At 52.1% G+C, this 21,637-nt stretch carries 21 protein-coding genes and 1 pseudogene; 16 read left to right on the top strand and 6 right to left on the bottom strand.

The genetic code is table 11. From position 1 onward, the window contains the following. The first annotated feature begins 115 nt into the window (after positions 1–115). Entirely contained in the window at positions 116–1,819 is a 1,704-nt protein-coding gene (gene argS / locus PVA01S_RS22065; protein ID WP_054800492.1) for an arginine--tRNA ligase, read from the top strand. A gap of 214 nt (positions 1,820–2,033) precedes the next feature. On the opposite strand, the gene PVA01S_RS22060 is transcribed toward argS, so the two are convergent. Continuing rightward, positions 2,034–2,447, bottom strand: coding sequence for a YjdF family protein (locus PVA01S_RS22060; RefSeq protein ID WP_054798602.1), 414 nt, complete (start codon positions 2,445–2,447; stop codon positions 2,034–2,036). Positions 2,448–2,668: 221 nt separating this feature from the next. Between PVA01S_RS22060 and PVA01S_RS22055 the strand changes: the two genes are divergently transcribed. Beyond that, positions 2,669–2,872: a YqzE family protein gene (locus PVA01S_RS22055; protein WP_054800490.1), complete on the top strand. Its 204-nt coding sequence runs from the start codon at positions 2,669–2,671 to the stop codon at positions 2,870–2,872. 137 nt (positions 2,873–3,009) lie between these two features. Here the strand turns inward: PVA01S_RS22055 and PVA01S_RS22050 are convergent, their stop codons facing one another. From PVA01S_RS22050 to PVA01S_RS22040, 3 genes are all read right to left on the bottom strand, one after another. Next, positions 3,010–3,948 carry a hypothetical protein gene (locus PVA01S_RS22050; RefSeq protein ID WP_127609588.1) on the bottom strand — a complete coding sequence of 313 codons (939 nt, stop codon included), beginning with the start codon at positions 3,946–3,948 and terminating at the stop codon, positions 3,010–3,012. A gap of 160 nt (positions 3,949–4,108) precedes the next feature. Beyond that, on the bottom strand, positions 4,109–5,167 hold the full coding sequence (locus tag PVA01S_RS22045; RefSeq protein WP_307720694.1) for a YqhG family protein: 1,059 nt from the start codon (positions 5,165–5,167) through the stop codon (positions 4,109–4,111). Beyond that, a complete protein-coding gene (locus PVA01S_RS22040; RefSeq protein WP_127609586.1) occupies positions 5,164–6,975 on the bottom strand; it encodes a DEAD/DEAH box helicase in 1,812 nt (603 codons plus the stop codon). Before PVA01S_RS22040 ends, PVA01S_RS22045 begins: the two co-directional genes overlap by 4 nt. Positions 6,976–7,187: 212 nt before the next feature. Here PVA01S_RS22040 and PVA01S_RS22035 point away from each other — a divergent pair, with 212 nt between their 5' ends. Beyond that, complete coding sequence (locus PVA01S_RS22035; protein WP_054798160.1) at positions 7,188–8,033, top strand: lipoate--protein ligase family protein; 846 nt, start codon at positions 7,188–7,190, stop codon at positions 8,031–8,033. Positions 8,034–8,140: 107 nt separating this feature from the next. On the opposite strand, the gene dat is transcribed toward PVA01S_RS22035, so the two are convergent. Further along, positions 8,141–8,980 (bottom strand): D-amino-acid transaminase, encoded by an 840-nt coding sequence (dat, locus tag PVA01S_RS22030; RefSeq protein ID WP_127609584.1) that lies wholly within the window; start codon positions 8,978–8,980, stop codon positions 8,141–8,143. A gap of 455 nt (positions 8,981–9,435) precedes the next feature. On the opposite strand from dat, the gene PVA01S_RS22025 reads away from it, so the two are divergent. The 13 genes and pseudogenes from PVA01S_RS22025 (at position 9,436) to PVA01S_RS21965 (ending at position 19,489) form a co-directional block, all read left to right on the top strand. Continuing rightward, a complete protein-coding gene (locus PVA01S_RS22025; protein WP_127609582.1) occupies positions 9,436–12,018 on the top strand; it encodes an adenosylcobalamin-dependent ribonucleoside-diphosphate reductase in 2,583 nt (860 codons plus the stop codon). A gap of 132 nt (positions 12,019–12,150) precedes the next feature. Continuing rightward, a pseudogene (locus PVA01S_RS27355) lies at positions 12,151–13,183 on the top strand (transposase); the annotation flags it as partial. Positions 13,184–13,706: 523 nt separating this feature from the next. Beyond that, positions 13,707–14,852 (top strand): MBL fold metallo-hydrolase, encoded by a 1,146-nt coding sequence (locus PVA01S_RS22015; RefSeq protein ID WP_127609578.1) that lies wholly within the window; start codon positions 13,707–13,709, stop codon positions 14,850–14,852. 236 nt (positions 14,853–15,088) lie between these two features. Next, positions 15,089–15,874 (top strand): sulfite exporter TauE/SafE family protein, encoded by a 786-nt coding sequence (locus tag PVA01S_RS22010; protein WP_127609576.1) that lies wholly within the window; start codon positions 15,089–15,091, stop codon positions 15,872–15,874. A gap of 16 nt (positions 15,875–15,890) precedes the next feature. After that, complete coding sequence (locus PVA01S_RS22005) at positions 15,891–16,211, top strand: rhodanese-like domain-containing protein (RefSeq protein WP_127609574.1); 321 nt, start codon at positions 15,891–15,893, stop codon at positions 16,209–16,211. A 21-nt stretch (positions 16,212–16,232) separates the two neighbouring features. Further along, complete coding sequence (locus PVA01S_RS22000) at positions 16,233–16,808, top strand: sulfurtransferase TusA family protein (protein WP_127609572.1); 576 nt, start codon at positions 16,233–16,235, stop codon at positions 16,806–16,808. Between the two features lie 37 nt (positions 16,809–16,845). After that, positions 16,846–17,244, top strand: coding sequence for a DsrE/DsrF/DrsH-like family protein (locus PVA01S_RS21995; RefSeq protein ID WP_127609570.1), 399 nt, complete (start codon positions 16,846–16,848; stop codon positions 17,242–17,244). A 32-nt stretch (positions 17,245–17,276) separates the two neighbouring features. Further along, positions 17,277–17,501: a sulfurtransferase TusA family protein gene (locus PVA01S_RS21990; RefSeq protein ID WP_127609612.1), complete on the top strand. Its 225-nt coding sequence runs from the start codon at positions 17,277–17,279 to the stop codon at positions 17,499–17,501. A 72-nt stretch (positions 17,502–17,573) separates the two neighbouring features. Further along, on the top strand, positions 17,574–17,963 hold the full coding sequence (locus PVA01S_RS21985; protein WP_127609568.1) for a rhodanese-like domain-containing protein: 390 nt from the start codon (positions 17,574–17,576) through the stop codon (positions 17,961–17,963). 18 nt (positions 17,964–17,981) lie between these two features. Beyond that, positions 17,982–18,461: a DsrE/DsrF/DrsH-like family protein gene (locus PVA01S_RS21980; RefSeq protein ID WP_054798143.1), complete on the top strand. Its 480-nt coding sequence runs from the start codon at positions 17,982–17,984 to the stop codon at positions 18,459–18,461. A gap of 55 nt (positions 18,462–18,516) precedes the next feature. Further along, positions 18,517–18,777 (top strand): metal-sensitive transcriptional regulator, encoded by a 261-nt coding sequence (locus PVA01S_RS21975; RefSeq protein ID WP_155615840.1) that lies wholly within the window; start codon positions 18,517–18,519, stop codon positions 18,775–18,777. Positions 18,778–18,787: 10 nt separating this feature from the next. Next, entirely contained in the window at positions 18,788–19,159 is a 372-nt protein-coding gene (locus PVA01S_RS21970; RefSeq protein WP_127609564.1) for a rhodanese-like domain-containing protein, read from the top strand. Between the two features lie 60 nt (positions 19,160–19,219). Beyond that, positions 19,220–19,489 (top strand): DUF302 domain-containing protein, encoded by a 270-nt coding sequence (locus PVA01S_RS21965; RefSeq protein ID WP_127609562.1) that lies wholly within the window; start codon positions 19,220–19,222, stop codon positions 19,487–19,489. A gap of 51 nt (positions 19,490–19,540) precedes the next feature. On the opposite strand, the gene PVA01S_RS21960 is transcribed toward PVA01S_RS21965, so the two are convergent. Then, a complete protein-coding gene (locus PVA01S_RS21960; RefSeq protein ID WP_127609560.1) occupies positions 19,541–21,286 on the bottom strand; it encodes a copper amine oxidase N-terminal domain-containing protein in 1,746 nt (581 codons plus the stop codon). Positions 21,287–21,637 lie beyond the last annotated feature (351 nt).

Below are 21,637 nucleotides of genomic sequence, written 5' to 3'. Positions count from 1 at the left end.
AGTTTGACGACAGCAACAAAGCAGCGCCCCGTACGGAGGCACCCCGCTCGGGGTGCTTTGTCGTATGCGGGCGTTTGTCGGCAGCGTGCCGCAATCGGGAAAGGGGCTTATACGGATGAATTACAAACTATGGCTGGCCGAGCAGACGGCTTCCAAGCTGGAAGGCGTGAGCGTGGAGGCGCTGGCGGAATGGATCGAATATCCGCCGAATCCGCAGATGGGGGATTTGTCGCTGCCGTGCTTCAAGCTGAGCAAGCAGCTGCGCAAAGCGCCGCAGGCGATCGCCGAGGAGCTGCAGCAAGGCTGGGGAGAGCATCCGGCAGTAGAACGGGTGGAAGCCGTTGCCGGTTATTTGAACGTGTTCTTGAATAAAGCGTCGTTCGCAGCGGATGTGGTGAGCGAGGTGTTGGCGCAGGGCGAACGCTTTGGCTCGCAAAATATCGGGGAAGGGCGAAGCGTCGTCATCGACTTCTCGTCTCCGAATATCGCCAAGTCGTTTCATATCGGGCACCTGCGTTCGACGGTGATCGGGCGGGCGTTGTACAATATTTTCAAATTTCTCGGCTACAACAGCGTCGGCGTCAACCACTTGGGCGACTGGGGGACGCAATTCGGCAAGCTGATCGTGGCTTACAAGCTGTGGGGAGACGAGGCAGCGGTGGAAGCCGGCGGCATCGACGAGCTGCAGCGCCTCTACGTCAAGTTCCACGACGAAGCGGACGTGAAGCCGGAGCTGGAGGACGAAGCGCGCGCCTGGTTCGTGAAGCTGGAGCAGGGCGACGAAGAAGCGCACAAGCTGTGGCGCTGGTTCGTGGAAATCAGCTTGAAGGAATTCCACAAGATGTACGATCTGCTCGGCGTCAAGTTCGATTCGTACGCGGGCGAGAGCTTCTATAACGACAAGATGGCGGCTGTGCTCGAGGAGCTCAAGACGAAACAGCTGCTCGAGGAAGACGATGGCGCGCTGCTCGTGAAGCTGGAAGATTACAATATGCCTCCGGCGTTGATGGTGAAGAAGGACGGCGGAACACTGTACCATACGCGCGACGTTACGGCGGCGATTTATCGCAAGCACACGTACGATTTCGAGAAGGCCGTATACGTGACGGATGCCGGGCAAAGCCTGCACTTCCAGCAATGGTTCAAGGTGATCGAGCTGATGGGTTATGACTGGGCGAAGCAGCTCGTCCACGTGCCGTTCGGCAAAGTCAGCCTGGAAGGCGCGAAGCTGTCGACGCGCAAGGGCAATGTCATCAACCTGGAAGAGCTGTTGACCAAGGCGATCGAGAAAACGCGCGAAATCATCGAAGAGAAAAATCCGGAGCTCGAGAACAAGGAAGAAGTTGCGCGTCAAGTCGGGGTCGGCGCGGTTGTGTTCAACGATTTGTCGAACAACCGGATCAAGGACATCGTCTTCTCGTGGGACGAGGCGCTTAACTTTGAAGGCGAAACCGGGCCCTACGTGCAGTACGCCCATGCCCGTGCCTGCAGCATCCTGCGCAGAGCGGGTGCGGTCGATACGGCGTCGGCGAAGCTGGAGCTGTTGACGGAACCGGCGGAGCAGGGTCTCGTTCGCGAGCTGCACCTGTTCAAGGAACGGGTCGTTCAGGCGATGGACAAGCTGGAGCCTTCGATCATCAGCCGGTATTTAATCGATCTGGCGCAGGTTTTCAACCGTTTCTATAAGGAGTGTCCGATTCTGAAAGCGGATGTGAACGCGGACGTGCAGGCGGCGCGTCTGGCGCTGACGAAAGCGACGACCGTGGCTCTGACGAACGGGCTCGCTTTGATCGGCTTGGACGCGCCGGAGAAAATGTAAGGATTATGAAAATGTAAAGACCGTCGTGAGAGTGGAAAAGCGGGGCTAGTGCGCGTGAGTGGAGGCGCATCGCAGCTCCGCTTTTTTTTTGTTGGAGCGCTTCCGTGTCAACGAAACGGCAAACACCCGTCCACCGGGTGCCTTCACGATAAGGTGCGGCGAACGGGAACGGGTGTTTGCCCGCATGCATCGTTTCATGCAGGACGTCAAAGATTTAGCGGCCGCGGTGTTTCGCCTTGGCTTTCTGAACGGCGATCTCGCGCTTGCGTGCCTTGTCGGCTTCCTTCTGCTCGCGGGAGGCGACTTTGCGTGTCTTCTTGCGGTGCTCCAGCTCAGCCATTAACGCTGCTTTGGCCAAATCGCGAATGCCTTGACGCTCCATCTCTTTCGCCGCCTCGCGCGCGAGCCGTTTCGGATTGATGCGTCCGCGCTCCGTAAATATTGGCGCCTCCACACTGGAGGCGGTTCTGCGGAAGAGCCGCGGCAGCGTGGCGTTAATAAACTCAAGCACCTCCGCTTCGTGCGGTTCCGCGCCGAAGACGTGTCGGCACGCTTTGTATCGACCGTCCGCTTCTTCCTCCGCTACACCTACCCAAAATTCGCCATCCCGATAAACCGTAAGCTGCATGACGTTCCCCTCCTTTGGAATACAGGAGCGAGGGACATCCCGAGGGGGAAGGCTACGACACGGAAACAGCCGCTTCCCGGGGCCGGGACGGGCGGGGGTTCCGTGCATCCGGACTACCGACCGGACCGTGTTTTTACGCTTCTGGCGTTATTATAAGTCGGTTTTCGGGTTTGCGGCAACCCCCCGGTGCGCATACTGATGAGGAAAGGAGAGAGGTGCGCATGGTCAAGGGCGACGAGCTCGCGAAATATGTGATCGAACGGGTCGTGAGGTACATGGAAACGCCGAAGGAAGTGCGTAAGCAGGCGCGCGCCGGGCGGAAAGAATTAAAAGAGCATTGGGAGGTTCGATGGTTCGGCATGCTGCCGCTCGCGCTGCGGATGTGGTCGGGGCGTTGGGGGCGGCGTAAAGAAAAGGAACGGTGAGCCGCTTTGATCCGCAAAAAAAAAAGGAAAAGCTTCTTGTTCCCGAAAGCATGGGCGCGTTCTGGAAGAACGGCTGCTGCCGACGGCAACACAGGAAGCTTTTCGATATATAGGGAAGAGAGGAGAAAAACCGTAGGTTAAGGGTAAAAACGGCCCAGACGCGCTAACGCATCCAGTGGAATGAACCGGTCGCCGTCCTGCGCGACCTGTACGAACGAATCGCCGCCGGACCAAAGCTGGTAGCCGGCTACGGCGAGCGGCACAGTGACGGAGCCGTTATACAGCTCGGCCGCAAAAACCGGCGGCTGCCCGGCCTCGATCCGCTCGCGGACCCGGGGGAAACTGCCGTCTGCAGCCTGTTCGCCGCGCACCCAAGGCAAGGTACCGTAAGGATCGTGAGGCGTTGTTTCTCCGGTTTCTATTATTGTATGCGACGAATCAAGTTTCGTGAACGTTTTCATGGTGGAAGAAGACATGTTTTCTCCGGGGGAGGGCAGATCCGATTCGGCTATTGGCAGCTCCTCGCCCGTCTTGGCGTCGAGGTACCAAATCCGGTCCGCGTTCTCGACGGACACCTTCCAAACGGCCTGCAGCGGATTCCAATATAAACGCTCGGCATGATAAGGATATTCGATAAGTTCAAGCCGTACCAGACTTTGGTACAGCGTGTTTGCGCTGAAAAGCGGGAAGCTGCCTTTACCGTACTCGGTCAGAAGGTATTGGCCGGATTCGTCGGCATGCACGACCAGATAGCCGATTTCTTGTCCTCCGGAACGGACCAGGATGATCCATCCGTGCGTTCCGGGCCCGAGCGGCTGGCTTGTCCACTCGGCCTGCGGCCAGGTATCGAAGCCGGGCTGTTCGGCAAGCTGCGAGATAAAGCGGTTGACCGCTTCACGCAGTTCGGGAGCGGGGACGCCGGTCGGCAAGGTCCGCGCGCCGACAGCCTGCTTGAGTGCGGCAGCGGGCAATTCGTCCTGCCGGGCATGAACGGAAACGGTTTCGGGCGCCGGCCCGAAGGCCAGCAGGCTTGTCCCGATCAGCAAGGCCGAGAGCAGAAACGTTAGCTTCTTCATATCATTCACCTGCTTCGCGTGGAGTCGGTGCATCGTTCCTGTGCGCCGCAAGAGCGAATATGCTCTTATTGTACAAGTTATGCCGGGAAAAGTTTGTTAGAACCTGTAGATACGTACAAAATACTTTTCCTGCAAAAACGCTAGCTTTCGCGCGCGTTCGTCAGGAGAGTCTCCCGTTCGCAGCGGGGACGTGGAACAATCCGCAATTGATGGCGGATATTTGGACGCGCGGCCGATACTGCCATTCCACTTCTTGCGTGCGATTCGCATACTGCGCCTCGATCTCCGGGCGCGCTTCGGGCTCCGCCGTCGGCAGCATCGGCTCGTAGTAATCGCGAACGCGCGCGTGTTCTTCGGCGAGACGGAGGCGGGCCTCCTCGGCCCAGCGGTGATCGTAGGCGGCCAGCTTCGCTTCCATGTACTGCTCCAGGAACAGGACGGCGCGCGGCAGCGTAATCTTGTCCGGCGTCACGTACACATGAGCGGGGAGACGCGGCGTCAGCTTGCGGGCGGCGATCCATTCCTGGAACTGCTCGCGGATTTCGCCCGTTTGCAGCTGGATGCCGATCGAATGAATTTCGCTGCGCTTCATGTCGCTCGTCAGCTCGACCTTGTAGTTGACGGCGAGCCACGTTTCGTACGGGATCGTTTGCGTATGCCGCGGCTCCGGAGGCACGTAGGCCTCGAACAGCCGTACGAACTTCCCTTTGGCGCGCACCGCGGCGAAAATTTGCTCCAGCCGGCGGCTGCCGTACGTCACCTCGTCGCGCGGCACTCGTGCGGTGAACGCCGTTGGCACGAAGCCGAAGTAACGGCCGAGAATGCTGTCGCCCTGCGGCTGCGGAAGCGGCGGCGCAGCCTGGCCGTTCGCGGCGGCAGAGCTTGGGCTGCCTGCGGCTGCACCGGTTGTGCCGCCCGCAGGCGCGCCCGCCCCGGCCATCCCCGGCGGCGCGGCGGTGCTGATGCCGGGCTGCTGCACCTGAGGATGGAGCTCGCGGTACGCGTCAGGGTCGAAAATAAAGGTGCATGTCATCGTCTCCGGCGTGACCCCGGTGCGTTCGACGAAGCTCCAATAATACGGCCGGTGGGTTAAATCCCGATCGGCCGACGGCGAAAGCTTCACCGTGACGTAAGCGGGATGCTTCTCCATAATTTCGCACTGCTCGGCTTCGAGGTAGCGGAGGACGAACGATTGAATTTGCTGCGCGTTCATCGTCATCCCTGCACCTCCTCGCCGCCTGCGGCGGAATGCGGAGAAATGGTTTGGCCGACTGCGTTCAGCAGCGACGACAGCCGTTCGCCGTCCTGCGCCTCGGCCTGCACTTCGCTGCGCAGCTGTGTGAACGATTGGCCGAGGTCGTCGATTTGCCGGCGGATGTCGTCTTGGCTGCGTGAAGACAGGATCATTTTCGCCAGATGCGATTCCAGGGAAGTGGTCTTCTCCAGTCGCTCCAGAATCGTATCCAGCCCGCCGATGACGAGCTCGAACATGTTGATCTTCTCGTGCAGCAGCGAAAGGATGTGCTCCTCGATCGTACCTGTTGTCGACAGGTTATATATTTTCACGTCCTGCTGCTGTCCTAACCGGTGTACCCGGCCGATCCGCTGCTCGACGCGCATCGGGTTCCACGGCAAATCGAAGTTGATCATATGGTGGCAAAACTGCAGGTTGATGCCTTCGCCCCCGGCTTCGGTCGCAATCAGCACTTGCGCGCGGTTGCGGAACAGATCCATCATCCAATCCTTCTTGCCCCGGTTCATTCCTCCGCGATACGGGACGGCGGTAATTTTGCGGTCCTTCAAATATTGCAGCAGATACTCCTGCGAAGCGCGGTATTCGGTGAAAATAATGACCTTGTCCTGAATCGACTCGATCAGCTCGAGCACTTTCTCCGCCTTCGTGTTTGCTTTGATGCTGCGAATGAGCTCGACCAGCGCCCAGATACGTGGGCGGATCGGCGAGTCTTCTTCCGTCTTCTTAAACATATTGACCAGTGTAATAAACACGGCGTCGCGGCTTGAACACACTTCGCGCTGCAGTGTAACGAGCGAGAGGATGCTGCTGAGATCGCCGCCGGACTCCTCATAACGTCCTTTGACGAAGTCGGTGACGCCGTCGTACAGCGCCTGTTCCTCCGCGGAGAGCTGAAGCGGGATGTTGCGCACCACGCGCTTCGTGAACGAGACGTTGCCGTCGCTGCGCCGGTTGCGGATCATCACTTTACTAAGCTCCTGCTGCAGCTGACCTTCGTTCTTCGGCACCCGCTTGTCGACGACAAAGTTCGCTTGAAAGCTCGATTGTCCGCCGAGCTGCCCCGGCTTCAGCAGCGTGATCAGGTTGTACAGCTCCTTGAGATCGTTCTGCACCGGGGTGGCGGTCAGCAGCAGGCAATATTTTTTGCGCAGCTCGATGACGAACTGGTAATTGGTCGTTTTTTTGTTTTTCAGCTTATGCGCCTCGTCGATGATCAGCATGTCGTATTCTTGCTCCATCACGATACTGCGGTGCGGGTCGCGTTTCGCGGTATCCATCGAGGCGACGATAATGTCGTTCTGCGCCCACATATATTCCTTCTTCTGCGCGACGGCGGGGATGCCGAACTTCTGATTCAGCTCGCGGACCCACTGCAGCACGAGGGAAGCGGGGACGAGAATGAGCACCTTTTTGATCAAACCCCGAATCAAGTATTCCTTCAAAATAAGACCGGCCTCGATCGTCTTCCCGAGACCGACCTCGTCGGCGAGAATGGCGCGACCGCGCATTTCGGTGAGCACCTTCCTGGCCGTATCGATCTGATGCTCCATCGGCACGAGATTGGGCAGATGCGTCAGGCACAGAAGCTCGTCGAACGACCGGATTAAGCCGGAGCGCTCGGCTTCGATTGCCAGCCGGAACATCGTCCAATCGTCCCATGGGCCGTTACGCTGCGCCCGGGCATGCAGCTCCTCGAACCAATCCCGTTCAAAATGCAGCTCGACATGCTCGTTCAACGGCCGCACGTGTTCTTTTCGTTCGGTAGGTTGCATGAGGGTTTTTCGCTCCTTTTTCATCGGCACGATGCTAGAGATCGGTTAAAAAGCTGCATCGGTTCTGGTAGCCGAGCTTTTTAACCAGGCAAGCCAGAGTTAATTTTTAGTATGCACGAAAGGGCGGGCTTTCAAACGGCGTTCGAATGCATTATGATGAAGGGAAGCGCACTTTCGGGGCGCAGATCCTATATATAAGCTGGTGATGGGGAATGGTTGAAGAGTGGCGGTTCATTCGGTCGGGGCATGGGGCTCCGGCCTACAATATGGCGGTCGACGAGGCGATTTTGACGGCGCACAGCGAAGGGAAGGTGCCGCCGACGGTGCGGTTCTACGGCTGGTCGCCGGCGACGCTGTCGATCGGATACTTTCAGAAGGCGAAGGATGAAGTCGATTTCGCAGCGGTGGAACGTGCGGGGCTCGGCTTCGTCCGGCGGGCGACCGGGGGACGGGCGGTGCTTCATGATCAGGAGCTGACCTACAGTATCATCGTCTCCGAGGACTATCCGGGCATTCCGGGCAGCGTGACGGAGGCGTACAGGGTGCTCAGCCACGGGCTGCTGCTCGGGTTCCGCCGTTTGGGGCTGGAAGCCGATATGGTGCAGCTGGCAAGCGAGGACGACCAGCAGAAGTACGCGTCCATGGGCTCGGCGGCTTGTTTCGATTCTCCTTCGTGGTACGAGCTGGTCGTGGAGGGCCGGAAAGTGGCGGGCAGCGCGCAAACGCGGGCGAAAGGCGTCGTGCTGCAGCACGGCTCGATCCTGCTCGATCTGGACGCGGATGCGCTGTTCGATTTGCTGCTGTTCTCCAGCGATAAGGTGAAGGATCGGATGAAACAGCAATTCCTCCGCAAAGCGGTGGCCATCAATGATTTGATGCGGGATGCCGGACGAGACGCCGTCGGGCTTGAGGCTGTGGACGAGGCGTTCGCCGCCGGCATCGCCGAAGGGCTTGGCATCCGGCTCGTGGAAGGCGAGCTGACCTTGTACGAGCGCGAGCTGGCGCAGCAGCTGGTGAAGGAGAAGTACGATAACCGCGAATGGAATTTGCGGAGATAACGGATCTTGAATGGGAAAACCCTGTACCGCCCCTGACGGCGCATGCGCGATACGTTGGACGGCGGTACAGTTTTTGTTGTGGGGACCGCGCAGAGCGCAAAGCGGATTTAAAGGCCGATTAATAGCTCAAAGGCTGCCTGCAGCCTTCGTGTGACCGGACCGGGGATGCCTTGAGCCACAGGGGCGTCATCGATGCGGACGATCGGCGTCACCTCCACCGTTGTACCGGTAATGAACGCTTCGTCGGCTTCCCGGAGCATGTCGATCGTGAACGGCTCTTCGATGACGGGAATGCCGAGCTCCCGGGCGAGCCGAAGTACCACCAGCCTTGTGATCCCGTGCAAAATGAGATGGTTGGCCGGGTGCGTGCAGACGGCCCCGTCCCGGACGATCATGACGTTGGACGCGCTGCACTCGGTTACCGTGCCGCTGCGGTGCAGGATCACCTCGTCCGCGCCGCGATCAAGCGCCTCCTGCTTCGCAAGCACGTTCGGCAATAAGTTGAGCGTCTTCAAGTCGCAGCGCAGCCAGCGGATATCTTCCGCCGTTACGGCGCTAATCCCTTGCTGCATGGAGGCAAGGGGCCGTCCGTATTCCGACGCGGAAGCGAACAGCACCGGTGCGGCGTCGGCCGGGAACGGGTGGGAGCGCGGGGCTTCTCCGCGTGTGATTTGCATGTAAACGGTGCCCGTTTGCAGCTCGTTCGCCGCAATCAGTTCCCGGAGCTTCGCAGTCATCGCTTCGCGGGGGAGCGGAAGCGGGATCCGCAGGGCGGCAGCCGTCCGCTCCAACCGGTCGAAATGGGCGTCTGCTTCGAAGAGACGGCCGTGATACACGCGAAACACTTCATAAATGCCGTCCCCAAAATAATACCCGCGGTCATCGGGTGAAATTCGAACCTCTTCTTTGGAAAGCAGCCCTTGCTGGAACCATATTTGCTGCGGCATCGCATGATCCTCCTTAAGTTATACAGGTTGCGCGGAAACAGGAACGTGTGTTTGCGTTTCTGCGGATGTTTGTGTTATGATAATTTTAGACTAACAACGTTGTACGGAGTTGTCAAAAGTTTGAAAGGCCGATTATAGGCTCAGGTACAAAAGGCCCGTCCAGATCGCAGTGAGGGACGGTTCGAGACGAAGTGAAGGGCTCGTCAACGTGTCGAAAGTCCTCTTCCCACGCGTTAGAAGAAACGGATTTTGTCGAATAAACTATAGTTATGGTGAACGAAAAAGAGAGCAAAACGAAGAAAATTGAAGAGAATTCGGGAGAGGCTCGGACTAACTCGGCAATTTCAAGGATATCTCATTCGATACACTATATATTGTATTGTATAATGAATTTCGCATACCAGATATTGTGATTTGACGAATTGGCTGATCATTTATTCCGGGAGGTTGTTGTTTTGAAAACTACGCAGCAGACCAAATTGGAAGGTTTAAGCGAGAAAATATTTCTGGACCGTTACGCTATGAAGGACGCCGATACGAGTCATACGAAGGTGGGCGATACGGTTCTGGTATTGACTAAAGATGATCCGAAATTTCCCGCGAAGGAAGTCGGTGAAGTGATTGAACGTCAGGGCAGACAAGTTAAAGTGAAGCTGCGCAGCGGCGACGTCGTAGAGTCGTCGGTCGAGAAGCTGACCTTAACGCTTGAGAAAACACCGCAGCAAATGTGGGATCGCTTGGCCGCTGCCATGGCATCAGTAGAGGCAACACCGGAGAAGCGCGAAGAATGGACGGACAAGTTCCGTTATATATTGGACGACTGGAAGCTGGTTCCCGGCGGGCGCATCGCCGCAGGAGCGGACGCCAGCGACGAGCTTACGCTGTTTAACTGTTACGTCATTCCGTCTCCGCATGACAGCCGCGGCGGCATTATGGCGACGCTGTCGGAGATGACGGAAATTATGGCGCGCGGCGGAGGTGTAGGGATCAATCTGTCCTCGCTCCGTCCGCGGCGTTCCGTTGTCAGAGGCGTGAACGGTTCCTCCAGCGGCGCCGTTTCATGGGGAGGGCTGTTCAGCTATACGACCGGCTTGATCGAACAGGGCGGAAGCCGCCGCGGCGCGCTGATGCTGATGATCAACGACTGGCATCCGGACGTGGTCGATTTCATCACCGTCAAACAGACGATGGGGCAAATTACGAACGCCAACCTGTCGGTTTGCGTGAGCAACAGCTTCATGAAAGCCGTTAAGGAAGATTTGGACTGGGAGCTCGTATACCCGGATACGACCGACCCCGAGTACAACGACATTTGGGACGGCGATCTGGAGAAGTGGCGGAAGACCGGCAAAGCCGTTATTACTTACCGTACGGTCAAAGCGCGCGACGTTTGGCATACGATCATCGAGTCGGCTTGGAGATCGGCGGAGCCCGGCGTCGTTTTTATGGAATATTACAACCAGATGTCCAACAGCTGGTACTTCAACCCGATCATTTGCACGAATCCGTGCGGCGAACAAGGGCTTCCCGCTTGGGGCGTCTGCAACTTGTCGGCCGTGAATCTGTCGAAGTTTTACGATGAGGCGAATCACGACGTCGACTGGGATGAACTGGCCAAAGTCGTTCGTTACTCGACACGGTTCTTGGACAACGTCATCGACAAGACGCCTTACCATTTCGAAGAAAACCGTCTGAACCAGCAGAATGAACGCCGTATCGGCCTAGGATCGATGGGGCTGGCGGAATTGATGATAAAGCTCGGCATTCGTTACGGCAGTCCGGAATCGCTGCAGTTTTTGGATAAAATTTATGGCTTTATGGCGCGGGAGGCTTACCTCGCTTCTGCGGATATCGCCGAGGAGAAGGGCTCGTTTACCCAATTCGAGGCCGATAAATTCCTGCAAAGCGGCTTTATGAAATCGATGACCTCCGTATATCCGGAAGTCGGCGCCGCCGTGAAGAAGAAGGGCATGCGCAATGTGACGGTCATTACTCAAGCGCCTACGGGCAGCACGGGGACGATGGTCGGCACATCGACGGGAATCGAACCGTACTTTGCCTTCGAATATTACCGCCAAAGCCGACTCGGATTCGACAAGCAGTACGTTCCGATCGCTCAGCAGTGGAAGGATCAGCATCCGAACGAAGAGCTCCCGGATTATTTCGTTACATCGATGGATTTGTCTGCGGAGGATCATATCCGTGTGCAGGCGGCCATCCAGAAGTGGGTGGACAGTTCCATTTCGAAAACAGCGAACTGCCCGTCCGATTTCACGGTCGAAGAAACGAAACGCTTGTACGAGCTTGCTTTCGATCTCGGCTGCAAAGGCGTAACGATTTACCGTGACGGCAGCCGCGATGTGCAGGTGCTCAGCACGGAGAAGAAGGAAGAGAAGAAGGTCGAGCAGGCTCCGGCCGCGTCTGCAGAGAATGCCAACGACCATTCCTCGTTGTCCAGCTTGTCGCAATCGCTGTCCGTGAACATCGACGCGAAGACGGAGGAAGTGTTCGACAAGCAGTATAAGCGCCGTCCGCAAGCGCTGCGCGGTGCGACTTATAAATTCAATACGCCTTTCGGCATGGCGTACATTACGATCAATGATATGAACGGCACGCCGAGCGAAATTTTCTTGAACGTAGGCAAGGCCGGCTCCGACGTGTTCGCGATGTCCGAAGCACTCGGCCGCGTCTGCTCCTTGTTCCTCCGCTACGGCGATCACGGCAACAAAGTACAGCTGCTCGTGAAGCACCTGAAGGGCATCGGCGGTTCCGGCGCCATCGGATTCGGCGCCAACCGCGTTGAATCGATCGCTGACGCAGTGGCCAAAGCGCTTGAAATGCATGGCGATTTCACCGATACCGCCGAAGACTACATCACGGCCACGCAAGAAGTCGTGATGGAAACTACCGCCCAATACGCGGTTACCCGCAACGCGGCCACATCCCTTGACCTGTGCCCGTCCTGCGGCTCCGCCTCGCTGATCAACAGCGAAGGCTGCAAAAACTGCTCCAACTGCGGATACAGCAGATGTTCGTAAGGAAAGAGGCCGTGAGGCCTCTTCAGGCTGTCGAGAAAGTCTCGACAGCTTTCTTTATGTTAAAAATGTTTATTACGACACCGCGTTAATGTTGTATAATATAGGTAACACAAGAACTGGACGGTGAAGAGCATGCTTCGTTCTAATAACGGTAAACAAAATGCCTATGAGTTTGTATCTATCGAAGATCTCGTTCCTCATGATCACATGCTTCGCAAGATCGACAAATACATCAGCTTTGAATTCATTAGAGAAAAAGTAAAGCCTTTGTACTGTGAAGATAACGGGAGACCGGCCATTGATTTGGGCTGACAGACCGCGTTCCAGACCACACAACCATTAGTTGGAACCGACGCAAACGGTTCAAGGATACAGCGATTTTCCAAGAGGTGTTCGATGAAATCGTCCTTCAAGCCGTTCAACATCGAATGGTCGGAGGTAGGGTTCTCATTTCAGACTCCACGCATATTAAAGCCAATGCCAACAAACACAAGTTCACGAAACAACAGGTGCTGCAAAACACGAAGGATTACATAGAGGAACTCAATGCCGCGGTGCAGGAGGATCGCAAAAATCATGGAAAAAAGCTCTAAAACCAAGAGAGGAAGTGATCGAGCATAAGGAAATTAAAGTGAGCAAGACAGATCCCGAAAGTGGCTATATGGTTAGAGAAGGAAAGCCAGAAGGATTTTATTATTCAGACCATCGTACCGTCGATATGAAGTACAACATCATTACGGATGTACATGTCACTGCAGGCAATGTTCACGATTCCTTACCTTACGTTGAACGACTGAACCGACAAGTAAAGCGTTTCGGCTTTAAAGTCGAAGCCGTAGCCCTGGATTCGGGTTATTTAACCAATCCCATTTGCAAGAAATTACACGATAGAAGGATTTTTTCCGTTATTGCTCATCGTCGCTTTCATCCCACACAGGGTTTATTTCATAAATGGGAATTTAAATACCATGTAGGTACCGATTCTTATGTGTGTCCAAATAACCAGCAGCTCACCTACAAAACAACGAATCGAGAAGGTTACAGACATTACACATCAAACCCGGAGGTTTGTAAAACCTGTCCCTTCCTCTCAAAATGCACTCGTTCCAAAAACCATAAGAAGATTATTGCTCGACATGTTTGGGAAGATAGCAAGGAATGGGTGCTTAGAATATCATTGGAAAACCCCGCAAGGTTAATCCAATGAATTCAAAGGGGTATATTTTTTATGGCATACAAGGGACAAAACTTCAACAGTGTCCGGTATCAATAAAGCCGTGAGGTCCACAATTCAGGACACTTATTTGAAAACATCTTTTTTATCCATAGCAGCATATTAAATCACCTTTTTCCAACTAGTTTACTTTGTTTTCTGCTTTTTTGGTATTTGGTATAGTGGCTTATTTCAGGATGAAATCTTTAATTGCTTTTCTTAGATCGCTCTTCAGTTTTTCTTTCCACGGCTCCACGGACTTCCGTTATTTATAAGGCCGCTATGTAGTTAAAACCAACGCATAGATTTTTATTTGGGAACATATTGACATTATAAAAACAAAAGATTATCATGTACACATACCCATATGGGTATATATTTTTTAACTGTTATATACCCGTTGGGGTATGAAGAGGGGATTTTAAAGTCGGGTTAAAGGGAAAAACAAAAACAGTACATTAGGAGGAAACGAACCATGGGAGCACGAACACTGCAGGCCATGACGGCAAAAGAAGTAACTCAAATGTTGCTGAACAATGAGGAGCTTTTTATTTTAGATGTGCGTAACACGGATGATTTTGATAACTGGAAAATTGAAGGTGGAAAAATCGAAGTCGTGAATGTTCCTTATTTCGATTTACTTGACGGGGTTGATCCTGCACTGGATAAAATTCCTGATGGAAAGAAGATTTTGGTCGTTTGCGCAAAAGAGGGTTCTTCCAAATTTGTAGGAGAGCAAATCGTTGAAGCAGGCAGAAATAATGTTTATTACCTAGAAGGCGGAATGAAGTCGTGGAGTGAGTATCTTGAGCCGATTAAAGTCGGGGATCTGAAAGACGGGGGGGAGCTGTATCAATTTGTGCGGATCGGCAAAGGCTGCTTGTCTTATATGGTCATCTCCGGCGGAGAAGCGGCGACTGTAGATACACTGCGCATGACAAACGTATTTGAGCAGTTCGCTAAAGATAAAGGCGCGGTCATTAAGCACACGATCGATACTCACTTACATGCCGACCACATCTCCGGCGGTAAATTGCTGGCGGACAAGACGAATGCGAAATATTGGTTGCCGCCTAAGGATGCAACAGAAGTTGTATTCGAGTACACGCCATTGGAAGACGATAACGCGATTACCGTCGGAAATACGCAAATCAAAATTCAACCGATTTATTCTCCAGGCCACACGATCGGCAGTACGTCGCTAATCGTTGATGATCAGTATTTGTTAAGTGGAGACATCTTGTTTGTACAATCCATCGGACGCCCTGACCTTGCAGGCAAAGCGGAAGATTGGGTCGGAGATTTGCGAACGAGCTTGTATAAAACATACAAGAGCCTGTCTGAGGACTTAATTGTATTGCCGGCACATTTCGGCCAGCATACAGAGCTTGGAGAAGGCGGTAAAGTTGCTGCGCGTTTAGGTGATCTGTATGCCTCCAATCCGGGACTGAATATTGAAAGCGAAGAAGTGTTTCGTTCTGCGGTGACGGATAACTTACCGCCGCATCCCAATTCTTATCAGGAAATCCGGCAAACGAATATGGGTAGAGTGAAGCCTGCGGAAGAGGAGCAGCGCGAAATGGAGATGGGACCAAATCGCTGTGCTATTCATGATAAATAAGACTATGATCTACGGGTGGATAGCCCCTTCATAGTGTTCAGTAATCGCACTCTGAATATGCACCATTGACAACCCACTATTATTTTATTATCATCTGTATATACCTATACGGGTATTGGTTTATTTCGATCATCGAGTGTTGAGAGGAGAACAAATTTTTTTTGAACAAAAATATACCCCCTATAGTATATAACGGCGGTACTCAATACAACTAATACGGGTGTAAGGGGGAAGCTATGAATTTAGATATTGGATGGCTTCTTATCCTATTTGGCATCGGTTTTACAGGTTCCTTCATATCTGGGATGGTCGGCATCGGAGGCTCCATCATCAAATATCCGATGCTGCTGTATATACCTCCGATGATGGGATTTGTAGCTTTTACCGCTCAGGAAGTGTCCGCGGTAAGCGCGATTCAAGTGTTTTTTGCTACACTCGCGGGTATGTTCGCATATCGCAAAGGCAGTTTGATCAATAAAAAACTGGTTCTTTACATGGGAGTACCCATCGTAATTGGCAGCTTTATCGGGGGGTTCGGTTCTAAATTTCTCCCGGATTCCGCAATTAATCTGACGTACGCGGTGATGGCCTTGATCGCAGCGGTCATGATGTTCCTCCCGAAAAGAGGCGTCGAGCGTGAAGATTATTCCGGCATTACCTTTAATAAGGTCATCGCATCCGTGACTGCGGCGATTGTCGGGGTATTATCAGGTATCGTAGGAGCCGCAGGCGCTTTTATTACCGTCCCGATTATGCTCGTCATTTTAAAAATTCCGACGCGGGTTGCCATTGCATCATCACTTGCGATTACCTTTATTTCTTCAATCGGTTCTACAGTCGGAAAAATGATGGGTGGACATATGCTTCTCATCCCATCCATTGTGATGGTTGTGGCAAGCATCCTGGGATCGCCGGTTGGAGCCAAAGTTGGCAAGAGAATGAACGTGAAAGTGCTGCAATGGATACTTGCCACTCTTGTTACAGCTACGGTGATTAAAATTTGGTACGACATTTTGGCATAAAGAGGAGGACTCGTTCATGGCAGGAAAATACTCGAAAGACATGCTTCCAAGCGAGGTGAAGGAGCGGCTCGCCAAGGGAGAAACGCTGAGCATCCTGGACGTACGTGAGCTGGATGAATGGGAATCCGGTCATATTCCGGGAGCAAAGCACATTCCTTTGGGATCTTTAAGCGAGCGGCATAAGGAACTCGATCCGAAGCAAGAAACGATTGTCGTATGTCGAAGCGGAAACCGAAGCGGGCTCGCATGCGAGCATCTTGAAGCCTTAGGCTACAAAGTGGTGAATATGCCGGGCGGAATGAATCAATGGGACGGAGAAATGAAGTACGGGAAATAAGAAATTTAGGAGGTAACGGATATGGCGGCAGTAATTCAAACGAATCGAGTGTTAGAGTGTGAAGGATTAGCGTGCCCATTGCCTGTAGTAAAAACCAAAAAAACGATTGAGGACATGAATTCCGGCGAAGTCGTTGAAGTGCGCGCCACAGATAAAGGATCTGTTGCCGACCTTCAAAGCTGGGCAAAGCGGACGGGGCACCAGTATTTAGGTTTACGGGAAGAGTCTGGCGTGTTCCGCCATTTTATTCGAAAATCGTCGGAGAATGAGACGAAACCAGAAGTGAAGTATCCCCACACCGTAAGCAATGAAGAACTCAGCAAAAAATTAGAATCAGGGGAAAAAATAAAGGTGCTGGATGTGCGTGAACCTGCGGAATATGTGTTTCAGCGAATCCCAGGGGCCATTTCCGTACCGCTCGGCGAACTTGAGCAAAAAATTGCCGGCCTGAATCCGGACGAAGAATACTATGTCGTATGCAGAACGGGAACCCGGAGCGACATGGCGTGTCAAACGCTGGCCGAACGAGGCTTCTCAAAGGTGAAGAATGTAGTTCCCGGCATGTCGGGCTGGGATGGTCGCACCGAGCAAGATTAACGATATGAAAAACATTAACCTTTAGGAGGAAAATAACATGGCAAACAAGAGAGTGGCGATTATCGCATCATCTGCAGGACTCGAAACCGCATATAAGGTGTTGAACATCGCAACGGCGGCAGCGGCTTTGGATGCGGAAGTGGGTATCTTCTTCACCTTTGAAGGACTATCCATCATTCATAAAGACTCGGAGAAAATGCTGCAATTGAAACCGGAAAACGCGGGCTTAGCCGAAGGTTTCCAAAAAGCAAACGTGCCATCGGTAGCTCAATTGCTTGAAATAGCGAAGGATTCCGGAGTACGCATGATCGCCTGCCAAATGACGGTTGATGTGATGGGACTGGACAAAGAACACTTTATTGATGGAATTGAGCTCGGCGGAGCGGCAGCATATCTTGATTTCGCCTTCGACGCACAAGTTACATTGAATTTCTAAAAAAATTTAAATATCAGGGGAGAGGTTATATGATGGCGGATATTGTTATTGATGCGAAAGGGCTTGCTTGCCCAATGCCGATTGTGAAGGCAAAAAAAGGGATTGACTCGATTCAATCCGGACAAGTGATGGAACTTCAAACAACAGATAAAGGTTCTATGAATGATTTTCAAGCTTGGGTAAACCAAACGAAACATGAATTAATTGAAGCAAAAGAAGAAAATGGAGTATTTACGTTCTTGGTGAAAAAGGGTTAAAGGTTACGCTGGAGTACGGGGCGGTGGCGCCGGCCACCGCTTAACCTTTTCAGGAAAAAGGAGAGACCCGTTATGTTTATCTGGATGATCATTCTTGCTGCTATATTTCTATCTCAACTTCGAAATCAGTGGCCTGTGAAAGGTCTTCAGTATATAAGCGCAATAGAACTACGTAAAATGAAAAATTCAACTACGTTAAAAATCATTGACGTGCGTGACGCTTCCGATTTTTATGAAGATCATTGCACGGATGCGATTAACATTTATGTCGGGAGATTGCCGTTCGTCTGGAGCAATCATATTCGTGAAGGAGATACGATCGTCCTGCTCGGCACGGACCATAGATCAATTAATAAATCCGCTAGAATTTTGAATAAGAAAGCGGGTATTAAGAGCATTTATGCTGCTTTCTATCAGAATATAAATGATCCAAAAATTAACAAAAGAATAATATGCAGTTAAAAGAAAGGTTGAGCTTTCATGGCAGAGAGAGAAAAATCAACGATTGTATTATTTAGCGGGGAGTTGGACAAAGCGATAGCGGCGTTTATTATTGCGAATGGAGCCGCGGCATATGATCATGATGTGACGATTTTCTTTACATTTTGGGGTTTAAATACGCTTCGTAAAGAAGAGCTGGTACCGGTCAAGAAAGGGTTTTTGGAGAAGATGTTCGGCGGTATGATGCCGCGCGGCGCAAATAAGCTAGGTCTATCCAAGATGAACTTTGCAGGAATGGGTCCTAAGATGATCAAGCATGTCATGAAGAAGCATAACGCCTTGACTTTACCACAGCTTATTGAGTTGGCACAGGAGCAAGGAGTTAAGCTTGTTGCATGTACAATGACAATGGACTTGCTAGGTTTACAGAAGGAAGAGTTAATCGACGATATCGAGTATGCAGGTGTTGCAGCTTATCTGGGGGATGCAGCCGAAGCTAAAGTGAATTTATTTATTTAATAGCAGCCCCCAGGTCTGGGTATCATCTACCTGTACACGTAAAGGGGGAATAACAATGGTTTATGATGATGATATAAAACGGCGTTTACGCAGGGTCGAGGGACAAATTCGCGGTGTTCTGAACATGATAGAAGCAGGAAAGGACTGTAAAGAAGTCGTCAGTCAACTTTCAGCTGTACGCAGTGCGGTAGATAAAGCGATGGCGATTATTGTCGCCGTTAATCTTGAACAATGTATCCGGGAAGAAAATGAAGCAGGAAACGATACAAAGAAAGTTGTTCATGAGGCTGTCGAGTTACTAATTAAAAGCAGGTAGGTGATGACGTATGGATTACGCTCTCTATGTACTGTTAGCCGTATTCGTTGTATGGATGTTTTACAAGCAATTCACCCCTGTAAAAGGTTTGCGGAATTTACAGCTCCGGGAATTTAAGGAGGAGTACAAGGGTAATAAATTGATCGACGTAAGAGAGAGCCGTGAATACACTAGAGGGTATATCCCAGGAGCCGTAAATATACCTCTGAGTCAGCTGAAACAAAGGCTCGGGGAGATTCCCAAAGATAAACCAGTCTATTTGTATTGCCAAAGCGGTATGCGGAGTAAACAGGCTGGCAAAATACTCAGCAATAACGGCTACGGTCAAATCGCCCATCTAACGGGCGGCATCATGGCCTGGGATGGTCCAACGAAAAAGTAAAGTAATGGTTTCTGCTAAAGGAGAGGAAAGCTAAGTAAAATTCCTTACTGGAGGCTTTCGATGGTTCACTATACGGTGGAAACGAAACTTAACGTTCATGATGCGGTAAACACGTTGGAAAAGGTTCTGAAATCAGAACAGTTCGGGGTCCTTTGGCAGTTTGATATTCGAACGTATCTGAATGAACTGATGACAGTAAACCTAAAACAAATGTGTAATCGGATAATAAACAAAATCATTAATAATTTAGAAAAGTTTTTTTTCAGCAATTATGAACTTTTAGGATTGATGGCAGTATCCGGAATGAGGGATGAAGCTAAAATAAAATAGGCAGCTTCGATGGTTCACTTTTACGGACCAGGGGAGCTGCCTTACTTTCCGTTAGTCGATCTGAAGCTTGTAGAGCATGGTCGTATCCTGCTCATTGGAGCTGCGGCTGTCGGATTGATACCAAATGATGCTGTCTCCGCTAACCAACGGATCGATATGGCCCGGTGACGGTACGCCTTGCAGGGCTGACGGCCGGTAAAGCTGCTTGCCAGACCCATCGACTACGGCATAGAAGAGACCTTCGTTGTTCCCGGATTCCTTCCACAGCAGGACGAATTTATCGTCGTTAAGCTTGACCAGATGCGTCTCCTCGATGTCGACCCCGGAATCGACGGCATGATCGGTCAGCCAGACGACGTTGATTTCCTTGGCATCCTTGGCCCCCTTCGGGACAACGCCAAGATACACATTCTTCGTCTTGGAGGCGCCGTACTGCTCCGTAAGGGAGACGCTGGAGCCTGCTACCAGATAGTTGTCTTTGGCTACCTCAAGACCGCCCACATGCGCACCTGTGTAGTTATCGCCGATCTTTCCGGGGAACTTGAGGATGTCAAGTTCAGAGACAATGCGATCCCGCTGCTCGACTTGGAGCACGACCGAGCGCGGATAGGCGTCCCCATGGTCGGCATATATGATCTTGTCGCCATCGAAGCGAACATAAGCCGCAAACGAGTGGCTTACGTGATTCCGCGGCCATTCAGCACCTTTGTACAGCAGAGTCATGCTCTTCATATCAGCCAAGAACGTAATGTTCGATTGGTGGCGGAGCCCGTCCTTCGGTGTCAGGTAACGCTGCCGTGTGGAGTAAACAGCCAGCTTCCCGTTATGACTATCCATCGTCACATTGCCTGCATGGAACGGATCGGTGACATACACATCGCTGATGTCTATTTGGCCGGCTTTCGTCCAAGAATCGTCGTATTTTACAATGAAATAGACGGTCTTCGTTGGCGATTCTTCCATATTTGGCTGTCCGTACACGACATAATAGCAGCCGTCTTCCCCAAGATGAATGCCGCCTAATAGGGGCAGCTCTTTGGAAATCATCTTCTCTTCAATCTTTTCGAAGGCCGGTGTAAATTCCTGCACGCGAAGTCCATTGTCCCCCATGTCCTCGACCAGCACCACGCGATTCTTCTTATGGAGTAAGAACCTCTTGGCCGTAGAAAAATAATTTCCGTATTTATAGTCGTCAGTTCCGAGTGTCTTCGTCTGGACCGCTTGTGCGGTGACCTCAGCTTGAAGAGGCTTGTAAATCATAATGGCTTTGTTCTTCGGTTGCCACACCACTGCACTTCCCAGCTGCTCGGAAACGAAGCGTGTCGGAATGAGAACCCGTCCGTCCTTCATACGAGCGGGTACGTCTAGCTCCACGGTTCGCCCGTTCACCGATGCATCGGGACGGTCAACCTGCAGCACAATCGTCTTCCCTTGCAACTTTACCGTCACAGTACGGCTGTCACCGTCCCACGCAATGTCCGCACCTAGCGCTTCCAGCAGCGCTCTCATCGGAATGAGGGAGAAGCCGTTCTCCGTCTGTACTGGAACATCGGTTGCGAGAAATTGATTGTTCACACAAGCGAAGATCGTCTCTTTTGGGTCAGGCATATTGGAGTAGTCGAATTTCGTATACGTGCCGTCTTGATTCAGAGCACCACTGGGGCGCGGCTTCCTTGCTTTTGAAATCTCGGTCTGGCAGTTGTCGGCGGCGGCTGCCGACGCAGAACTGCCCACGGTAAGCGGCAGCATTGCGATGCACAGCATCGCAGTAAAAATTTTGTAAATAGTCTTGATCACGGGAACCCTCCTGTTTCATGGTTTTTCATATAGTACCGTATACCCATGTCATTCGACAGGTATTGTCGTTTCCCTTCTGTGAGCTCGACATGAATTTCAGCTCGTCTACTATGGAAGCGATAGGGGGGAATCTTTGTTTAGGAAATGACGAAGGAAGGCGTTTCGTAGCTGCTGGTTCCTTAACAATGATCGACTTGAGTATGTAAATACACTAACGGAGAGCTGAGGGAATAAAAAATTGGAAGAGCTTAATGAAATTCGAATATGGTAAAATGAACAGAGATAAGATATTATTTAAAAGAAATACTAAAATAGTTTTGGGTACATTGGTCGATTAACTTAATAAATGTC

The organism is Paenibacillus validus NBRC 15382 (assembly GCF_004000985.1).
In the GTDB taxonomy this organism is placed as follows: domain Bacteria; phylum Bacillota; class Bacilli; order Paenibacillales; family NBRC-103111; genus Paenibacillus_G; species Paenibacillus_G validus.
Note: the sequence above shows the minus strand (reverse complement) of the source record. Positions and strands in the feature narration are given on the sequence as shown.

Bases quoted from the DNA above. Each gene is read 5' to 3' on its own strand.
- argS (WP_054800492.1), top strand. From the start codon at position 116: ATGAATTACAAACTATGGCTGGCCGAGCAGACGGCTTCCAAGCTGGAA.
- PVA01S_RS22060 (WP_054798602.1), bottom strand. From the start codon at position 2,447: ATGCAGCTTACGGTTTATCGGGATGGCGAATTTTGGGTAGGTGTAGCG.
- PVA01S_RS22055 (WP_054800490.1), top strand. From the start codon at position 2,669: ATGGTCAAGGGCGACGAGCTCGCGAAATATGTGATCGAACGGGTCGTG.
- PVA01S_RS22050 (WP_127609588.1), bottom strand. From the start codon at position 3,948: ATGAAGAAGCTAACGTTTCTGCTCTCGGCCTTGCTGATCGGGACAAGC.
- PVA01S_RS22045 (WP_307720694.1), bottom strand. From the start codon at position 5,167: ATGACGATGAACGCGCAGCAAATTCAATCGTTCGTCCTCCGCTACCTC.
- PVA01S_RS22040 (WP_127609586.1), bottom strand. From the start codon at position 6,975: ATGCAACCTACCGAACGAAAAGAACACGTGCGGCCGTTGAACGAGCAT.
- PVA01S_RS22035 (WP_054798160.1), top strand. From the start codon at position 7,188: ATGGTTGAAGAGTGGCGGTTCATTCGGTCGGGGCATGGGGCTCCGGCC.
- dat (WP_127609584.1), bottom strand. From the start codon at position 8,980: ATGCCGCAGCAAATATGGTTCCAGCAAGGGCTGCTTTCCAAAGAAGAG.
- PVA01S_RS22015 (WP_127609578.1), top strand. From the start codon at position 13,707: ATGGGAGCACGAACACTGCAGGCCATGACGGCAAAAGAAGTAACTCAA.
- PVA01S_RS22010 (WP_127609576.1), top strand. From the start codon at position 15,089: ATGAATTTAGATATTGGATGGCTTCTTATCCTATTTGGCATCGGTTTT.
- PVA01S_RS22005 (WP_127609574.1), top strand. From the start codon at position 15,891: ATGGCAGGAAAATACTCGAAAGACATGCTTCCAAGCGAGGTGAAGGAG.
- PVA01S_RS22000 (WP_127609572.1), top strand. From the start codon at position 16,233: ATGGCGGCAGTAATTCAAACGAATCGAGTGTTAGAGTGTGAAGGATTA.
- PVA01S_RS21995 (WP_127609570.1), top strand. From the start codon at position 16,846: ATGGCAAACAAGAGAGTGGCGATTATCGCATCATCTGCAGGACTCGAA.
- PVA01S_RS21990 (WP_127609612.1), top strand. From the start codon at position 17,277: ATGGCGGATATTGTTATTGATGCGAAAGGGCTTGCTTGCCCAATGCCG.
- PVA01S_RS21985 (WP_127609568.1), top strand. From the start codon at position 17,574: ATGTTTATCTGGATGATCATTCTTGCTGCTATATTTCTATCTCAACTT.
- PVA01S_RS21980 (WP_054798143.1), top strand. From the start codon at position 17,982: ATGGCAGAGAGAGAAAAATCAACGATTGTATTATTTAGCGGGGAGTTG.
- PVA01S_RS21975 (WP_155615840.1), top strand. From the start codon at position 18,517: ATGGTTTATGATGATGATATAAAACGGCGTTTACGCAGGGTCGAGGGA.
- PVA01S_RS21970 (WP_127609564.1), top strand. From the start codon at position 18,788: ATGGATTACGCTCTCTATGTACTGTTAGCCGTATTCGTTGTATGGATG.
- PVA01S_RS21965 (WP_127609562.1), top strand. From the start codon at position 19,220: ATGGTTCACTATACGGTGGAAACGAAACTTAACGTTCATGATGCGGTA.